This is a genomic window from Streptomyces lancefieldiae, from assembly GCF_031845825.1.
In the GTDB taxonomy this organism is placed as follows: domain Bacteria; phylum Actinomycetota; class Actinomycetes; order Streptomycetales; family Streptomycetaceae; genus Streptomyces; species Streptomyces lancefieldiae.
Map to the genome: position 1 here is coordinate 1 of NZ_JAVRFH010000119.1, position 7020 is coordinate 7020.

Consider the following 7020-nt stretch of genomic DNA (forward strand, 5'->3'; position numbering starts at 1 on the left):
CCTTACCGCCGTACGCGGTTTTCCGTCCGCGTAACTGCGGGCAGCCCGTGCCGCGCGGCTGCGGGCAGTCGTGCCTCCCCCAGTGTCTGAACGGCCTGGGAGGTACCCCCAGGGCGGCACGGGTGGGTGATGGGGGTCCTCATGGGGGTTCCCCGCTCGAGCGCAGCCGGGAGTGGGGGAGGTACCCCGTAGCGGGGCCGCGCCGCCCACCCCCGGTGTGCGTCGAGAAGTGGAGCTGGGTTCCGGCGGATCAGGCCGGTCGTGACCGCAGTCCCTCCAGCAGGATGTCCAGCAGCCGGGCCGAGGCCGCCGCCTGCTGGGCCGCGTCCGGCAGTGAGGGCGCCGCCGTGGCTATCACCAGCAGTACGTCCGACACCGACACGTCCGGCCGCAGCTCGCCCGCCGTACGCGCCCGCTCCACGAGCCGGCCCACGACCTCCAGCAGTGCCGCCGCCCCGTCGTCGCCCTCCACGGAAACCGGCGTACCGACCGGCGCGGCCTCCTCGGAGACCAGCCGCAGCTCGCCCGAGCCCGGCTGTATCCGCTGCTGCGGCAGCCGCGCTTCACCGGCCACGCCGTCGTCCGGCACGCCGACCCGCAGCACCTGCGGAGGCAGCAGCCGGCCGGCGCCCGAGGCCACCGACGTCCGCAGGAAGCGCGACAGGGCCGACCACGGCTCGTCCTCCTGCCCGAGCGCCGCCCGGGCCTGATCGGTCAGCCGTGCCGTCTCCTCCTCGGCTATCCGGCGTACCAGGACGTCCTTGCTCGGGAAGCGCCGGTACACCGTGCCGACGCCGACCCGCGCGCGCCGCGCCACGTCCTCCATCGGCGCGCCGTACCCCAGCTCGCCGAACACCTCGCGCGCCGCGCGCAGCACGTGCTCCAGATTGCGCTGGGCGTCCACGCGCAGCGGTGCGCTGCGTGCCGATTCTCCGCGTCCGCCGCCCGGCGCCGTGCTCACGACGCCACCGTGCGCGACTGTGGACGCGGACGACCAATGAGAGTCCTGAACATGCATAGACAATCCCCCGGTAATGACGTCTCCCCCCGGAGACTCTCCCCGCCATCGAAAGTCGGAGTGCGTGGAACGGCCCGGTTCTGAGGTCCGCCCGTCGCGGACCCGAGGTGCACGTCCCCCTGCACGCCGTGGGAATGAACATAGTTGAGGGAGGGTCAATTCAGAAGAGGAACGTTCCGCACGGAGTGCCCCTCGATCGGAGTACGGATCGCATACGCCCCGAATGTGCCGCCTTCCGCCCCCGCGTCCACCCCTGCTGACCTGCGCGGCAGCGCCGGATCGCGGCGGTCCGCCGGGCCCCGTGTCGCCACGGTCTCCGGTCACACAAATCGCTGAGCCTGTGGACAAACGCAAGCGGCGGGTGCGTCATGGGATGGTGAAGGAACGTGCGCGCATTCTCGTTGTCGGCGGCGGCTACGTCGGGATGTACACGGCCCTGCGTCTGCAGCGGAACCTCAAGGGCGAACTCCGGCGGGGCGAGGCCGAGATCACGGTCGTCACCCCCGACCCCTACATGACGTATCAACCGTTCCTCCCCGAGGCGGCGGCCGGTTCCATCTCCCCGCGGCACGTCGTCGTGCCGCTGCGCCGCGTCCTCGGCCAGTGCCACGTCGTCGTCGGCGAGGCGCGGTCCGTCGACCACACGACGCGCACCGCCGCGGTCACCACCCTCGCCACCGAGGAGGAGGGCGCGGGCGACCGTCGGCTGACGTACGACGAACTCGTCCTCGCGCCCGGTTCGGTCTCACGCACCCTGCCCGTCCCCGGCCTCGCCGACCACGGCGTCGGCTTCAAGACCGTCGAGGAGGCCATCGGCCTGCGCAACCACGTACTGGAGCAGATGGACATCGCCTCCTCCACCCGCGACCCAGCCCTCCGCGACGCCGCCCTCACCTTCGTCTTCGTCGGCGGCGGCTACGCGGGCGTGGAGGCGCTCGGCGAACTGGAGGACATGGCCCGGTACGCCGCGCGGTACTACCACAACGTCACCCCCGAGGACATGAAGTGGATCCTCGTCGAGGCCTCGGGCCGCATCCTGCCCGAGGTCGGCGAGGAGCTCGGCCGCTACACGGTCACCGAACTGCGCCGCCGCAACATCGACGTACGCCTCGACACCCGCCTCGAGTCCTGCACGGACCGCGTCGCCGTCCTCAGCGACGGCGCCCGCTTCCCCACCCGTACGGTCGTCTGGACGGCCGGCGTCAAACCCCACCCGGTCCTCGCCGCCACCGGCCTGCCCCTCGACGACCGCGGCCGGCTGAAGTGCACGCCCCAGTTGTCCGTCGACGGCGCCACGCACGCGTGGGCCGCGGGAGACGCCGCCGCCGTCCCCGACGTCACCGCCGCACAACCCGGCCGGGAATGCGCCCCCAACGCCCAGCACGCCGTCCGCCAGGCCAGGGTCCTCGGCGACAACGTCGCGCACTCCCTGCGCGGGGAGCCCTTGGACACGTACGCGCACACGTACGCCGGATCCGTCGCCTCCCTCGGCTTCCACAAAGGCGTCGCGCACGTCTACGGACGCAAGCTGAAGGGCTACCCCGCGTGGTTCATGCACCGCGCCTACCACCTCAGCCGCGTCCCCACCGTCAACCGCAAGGCGCGCGTGCTGGCCGAATGGGCCCTCGCCGGACTCTTCAAACGGGAGATCGTCTCCCTCGGTTCACTCGAACATCCGCGAGCGGAGTTCGAACTCGCGGCCGGTGGAAAGCCTTCTCAGGAACCACCGCGCAACCCGAAGGGGTAGTCCTGACCGGACCCAGGAACTCCCCCGGCCGGTCCGGCGTCTGACGGATGTCGGCCCGGCCGGCACCCTGCCAGACTGGTCCACCATCGCGGGCGCGCCGCCGCTCGCTCCCGCGCGGCCCCGGGGCCCGGCCGTTCCCGGCCCGTCCCGTTCCCGGCCGCCGACAACTACACGAGGCAAGGATTCGTGAACTTCACGCGCTGGAGCGCCCGACTCCCCGGAACGCAGCGCCGCGCCGCAGCGCGGACCGACACGACGGTCTCCCCGGACCGGCGGGGAGACGGCTCCGTGCCCCCCGCCCGCGCCGAACAGCTGACCGACGAGGCCCCGCCCGTACCCGCCGTCGACGACCTGCCCGTGCGCGACGTCCTCGACCGCGTCCCGGCCCTCGTCGCCCTCGTCCACGGCCCCGACCACCGCCTCGCCTACGTCAACGACGCCTACGTCGCCGCCTTCGGCATGCGCGACCTGGGCGTACGGGCCCGCGAGGCCCTGCCCGAGCTCGACGAGCCGGGTCTCTTCCCGCTGCTGGACCAGGTCCAGCGCAGCGGCAGGCCCCGCACCCTGAAGTCCCGCAAGGCTCCCGACGGCCGTTCCTACACCTTCACCTGCACGCCGGTCACCGAGGGCGGCGGCAGCGACGGTGCCCGTGGCGTCCTCGTCTTCGCGACCGACGTCACCGACCACGCCGAGGCCGCGGGCCGCCTCCGCGCGAGCGAACGCCGCCAGCGCGAGACCGCCGTCACCCTCCAGCGCTCCCTGCTCCCACAGGAGCTGGAGGAGCCCGACGACCTGCGCGTCGCCGCCACGTACCACCCCGGCGGCACCGAGGCCGCGGTCGGCGGCGACTGGTACGACGTGATCACGCTCGGCGGCGGCCGCACCGCCCTGGTCATCGGCGACGTCATGGGACGAGGCGTCCGCGCGGCGGCGATCATGGGCCAGCTCCGCACGGCGGTCAGGGCCTACGCCCGCCTCGACCTCCCCCCGCACGAGGTCCTCCAGCTCCTCGACGGCTTGGCCGCCGAGATCGACGCCAACCAGATCGCCACCTGTGTCTACGCCATCCACGACCCCAACGAGGGCCGGCTGGTGTACGCCTCCGCCGGACACCTGCCCATCCTGGTCCGCGACGAGAACGGCACCGTCCAGCGCGCCGACGAACCCACCGGCCCCCCGCTCGGTACGGGCGGCTGGGTGCACACGTCCGGCTCGATCGCCCTGAGTCCCGGCTCCACCGCCGTCCTCTACACCGACGGCCTGGTGGAACGCCGGAACGAAGACCTGGACGAGGGCATCGCCGCCCTGGAACGCGCCCTGTCCGGTGCCACCGGCAGCCCCCAGGTGATCTGCGACCGCCTGGTCCGCTCGGCGGGCGTCACCCCCGACCACGACGACGACGTCGCCGTCCTGGTCCTTCAGCACCCCGCCCGCAAGGGCGCGCAGGCCGAGCTGTTCCGCAACGCCGCGCTGGAACTGCTCGGCGGCGTGGAAGCGGCCCCACGCGCGCGTGCCTTCGCCTCCGGCGTGCTGACCAGCTGGCGCTTCCCCGTCGAGCTGCACGACCTGGGCGTCCTGGCCGCCAGCGAACTGGTCGCCAACTCGCTGCAGCACGGCACACCCCCCATGCGCCTGCGCCTGCGCCGCACCGACCGCCGCCTGATCATCGAGGTCACGGACGGCGACGACCACCTGCCCCGACGCCGCCGCGCGGAACCGGCCGACGAGTCCGGCCGAGGCATCGCCATCGTCGCGACGATCGCCTCCCACTGGGGGTCCAGGCGCACACCCGGGGGCGGCAAGGCGGTCTGGTGCGAGTTCCTCCTGCCGAAGCCGTGAGTCCGTGGGGTGTGAGCCAGGGGTCGTGACGGGCGGGGAACCCGTCACGACCCCGGTCACGCCTCCGCGGCAGCCACCGTGTCGGCCGGCGCCCCGCCCTGCGTGACCACCCGGCTCCCGGCGAGCGACGGCTGGTTCTGTACGTCCGTGAGCTGACGCCCCAGCCGCACCGCCAGCACCGTGATGCCCAGCGAGAACAGCAGGAACGCCACGACGTACGGACCGTGCAGCGAGGCCCCGAGCGGCCCGCCCACCGCGGGCCCGATGGCCAGCGCGAGCTGCTTCACCAGGGCGAAGGCGGAGTTGTACTGCCCGGCCATCCCGGCCGGCGCGAGGTCCGCCACCAGCGGTGCCAGCGTCGGCGACAGCATGGCCTCGCCCAGCCCGAACAGCGCGTACGTCGAGATGAACGCGGCCGTCGCCATCGTCTGGCTGCCGTGCCCCAGCCCGGCGTATCCGGCCACCGCCCAGGCCACGGCCCAGATGAGCCCCACGGCCGCGATCACGCGCGACCGCTTCCGCCGCTCCACGAACTTCAGCACCGCGAACTGCGCGACCACGATCACCAGCGTGTTCGCCGCCAACGCCGTCCCCAGCGCGGACGTGGAGATCCCGGCCGCCTCGACGCCGTAGGCGCTCAGGCCCGACTCGAACTGCCCGTAGCAGGCGAAGAAGAGCACGAAGCCCAGCACGCAGAGCTGCACCATGGCCCGGTTCCCCAGCAGCTGCTTCCAACTGCTCCCGCCGGACTGCCCCGGGGCTTCCTCCACACGGGGCGCGCGCGGCGTGCGCACCGTCGCCATCACCACGACCAGCAGCAGGAACATCGCCGCCTCGATCGCGAACAGCAGCGTGAAGGAGGAGGCGCTCGTGGTGTCGACCAGGTGACCGCCGATGAGTCCGCCGACGCCGAGCCCCAGGTTCTGCAGGAAGAACTGCATCGCGAACGCCCGCGACCGGGTCTCGGTCGAGGAGCAGTCCACGATCATCGTCGCGAGCGCCGGCTGCATCACGGCCTGTCCCGCCCCCAGCGCGGCGGCGGACAGCAGCACGGTGGCCGCCGAGGCCGACAGCCCCAGGCTCAGCGCGCCGAGCGCGGCGGTGACCAAGGCGACGAGCAGCACCGGCAGCGGGCCCCGCCGGACGATGGCCCGCCCGGCGAACGGCAGCACGATCAGCGCGGCCACGGCGAAGACGGCGAGTACGAGACCCGCCGTCACGGAACCCAGTCCCCTTACCTGCGCCACATAGACGTACAGGTAGGGGACGGTGAAGCCGAGCCCGAACGCGCTGAGTGCGTTGCCCACGTGGATCCGGCGCATCGCCGCGCCCATTGCCCTGGTCACGTTCACCCTCTCTTGGGGAGACCGCTTCAGCCGTTGAAGCTGAAGACTTAGAAGCTAAAGTTCGAAGCTAAAGAGTACACAGCGAAGGACTTCGAGGCAAAGGCGCGTGCCATACTGCGGCCATGGGTGACACCTCCGGCGCAGGCGAGCCGCCACTCGAAGAACAGATCGCCGCCTACCAGCGCGAGTTCCAGGACCTCGACCCGCAGGTCGAGAAGATCGTCTCTGCCCTCTCACGTCTCAACCGCCGTATGAACGTCGCGTACGGCCGGCAGACCGCCGAGCTCGGCATCAGTACCACCGACTGGGAGGTGCTGAAGGCGCTCGTCCTTTCCGGAGCCCCGTACCGTCTGGGCCCCGGCGACCTCGCCAAGCGCCTCGGCCTGACACCGGCCGCGATGACCCATCGCATCGACCGGATGGTGTCGGAGGGTCTGGTGACCCGCGACCGGGACGAGACCAACCGGGTCCGCGTGATCGTCGAGCTGACGGCCGAGGGGCGTGAGAAGTGGCTGGAGGCCATGCGCCTGGCCACGGTCTTCGAGGAGGACCTCCTCCAGGACCTCTCCGCCGACGACCGGGCGGCGCTCGGCGAGGTACTCACCCGCCTCCTCCGCAGGGTGGAGCACGCCCAGCCGGACGCGGGCGGCCGGCTCAGCGACCTCGATTAAAGATCTTGACAAGGCTTCTTGACAGCCTCCTACGGCATCCGTAAAGTTCTCCGGGTTGCCGCGGGGCCGTAACGGTTCTTCGGTAGCACCTCCCGCCGCAGCAGCGGCAACCAAACCACCAGCACGACCTCCCAGTGGGAATGATTTCGGCATGTCCGAATTCAATTCCGATGGGGCTTGGCGGAGCCGATCGACACCGATTGGGAATCGCCGAGAGAGTCCGCTAAGGTTTGAGACGTCGGAACGGCCCAACAGCCGGGAAGGCAACCCCTTCTGACGGGGAATCAGGGCCCGAAAGGATCTGATAGAGTCGGAACCGCCGGAAAGGGAAACGCGGAAGCGGGAACCTGGAAAGCACCGAGGAAATCGGATCGGAAAAGGATCTGATAGAGTCGGAAA

Annotated in this window: 5 protein-coding genes; 3 read left to right on the plus strand and 2 right to left on the minus strand. The window is 71.6% G+C overall.

What is annotated here, in order from left to right; genetic code table 11:
- Positions 1 to 250: 250 nt before the first annotated feature.
- Positions 251 to 1018 (minus strand): TetR/AcrR family transcriptional regulator, encoded by a 768-nt coding sequence (locus RM812_RS40130; RefSeq protein ID WP_311585627.1) that lies wholly within the window; start codon positions 1016 to 1018, stop codon positions 251 to 253.
- 373 nt (positions 1019 to 1391) lie between these two features.
- Here RM812_RS40130 and RM812_RS40135 point away from each other — a divergent pair, with 373 nt between their 5' ends.
- Positions 1392 to 2765, plus strand: a complete 1374-nt coding sequence (locus tag RM812_RS40135) for an NAD(P)/FAD-dependent oxidoreductase (protein WP_311585629.1) — start codon at positions 1392 to 1394, stop codon at positions 2763 to 2765.
- A gap of 186 nt (positions 2766 to 2951) precedes the next feature.
- Positions 2952 to 4604 (plus strand): SpoIIE family protein phosphatase, encoded by a 1653-nt coding sequence (locus RM812_RS40140; protein ID WP_311585630.1) that lies wholly within the window; start codon positions 2952 to 2954, stop codon positions 4602 to 4604.
- Positions 4605 to 4660: 56 nt separating this feature from the next.
- On the opposite strand, the gene RM812_RS40145 is transcribed toward RM812_RS40140, so the two are convergent.
- Positions 4661 to 5938 carry an MDR family MFS transporter gene (locus RM812_RS40145; RefSeq protein ID WP_311585634.1) on the minus strand — a complete coding sequence of 426 codons (1278 nt, stop codon included), beginning with the start codon at positions 5936 to 5938 and terminating at the stop codon, positions 4661 to 4663.
- A gap of 134 nt (positions 5939 to 6072) precedes the next feature.
- On the opposite strand from RM812_RS40145, the gene RM812_RS40150 reads away from it, so the two are divergent.
- On the plus strand, positions 6073 to 6621 hold the full coding sequence (locus RM812_RS40150; protein WP_311585632.1) for a MarR family winged helix-turn-helix transcriptional regulator: 549 nt from the start codon (positions 6073 to 6075) through the stop codon (positions 6619 to 6621).
- Positions 6622 to 7020: the final 399 nt, after the last annotated feature.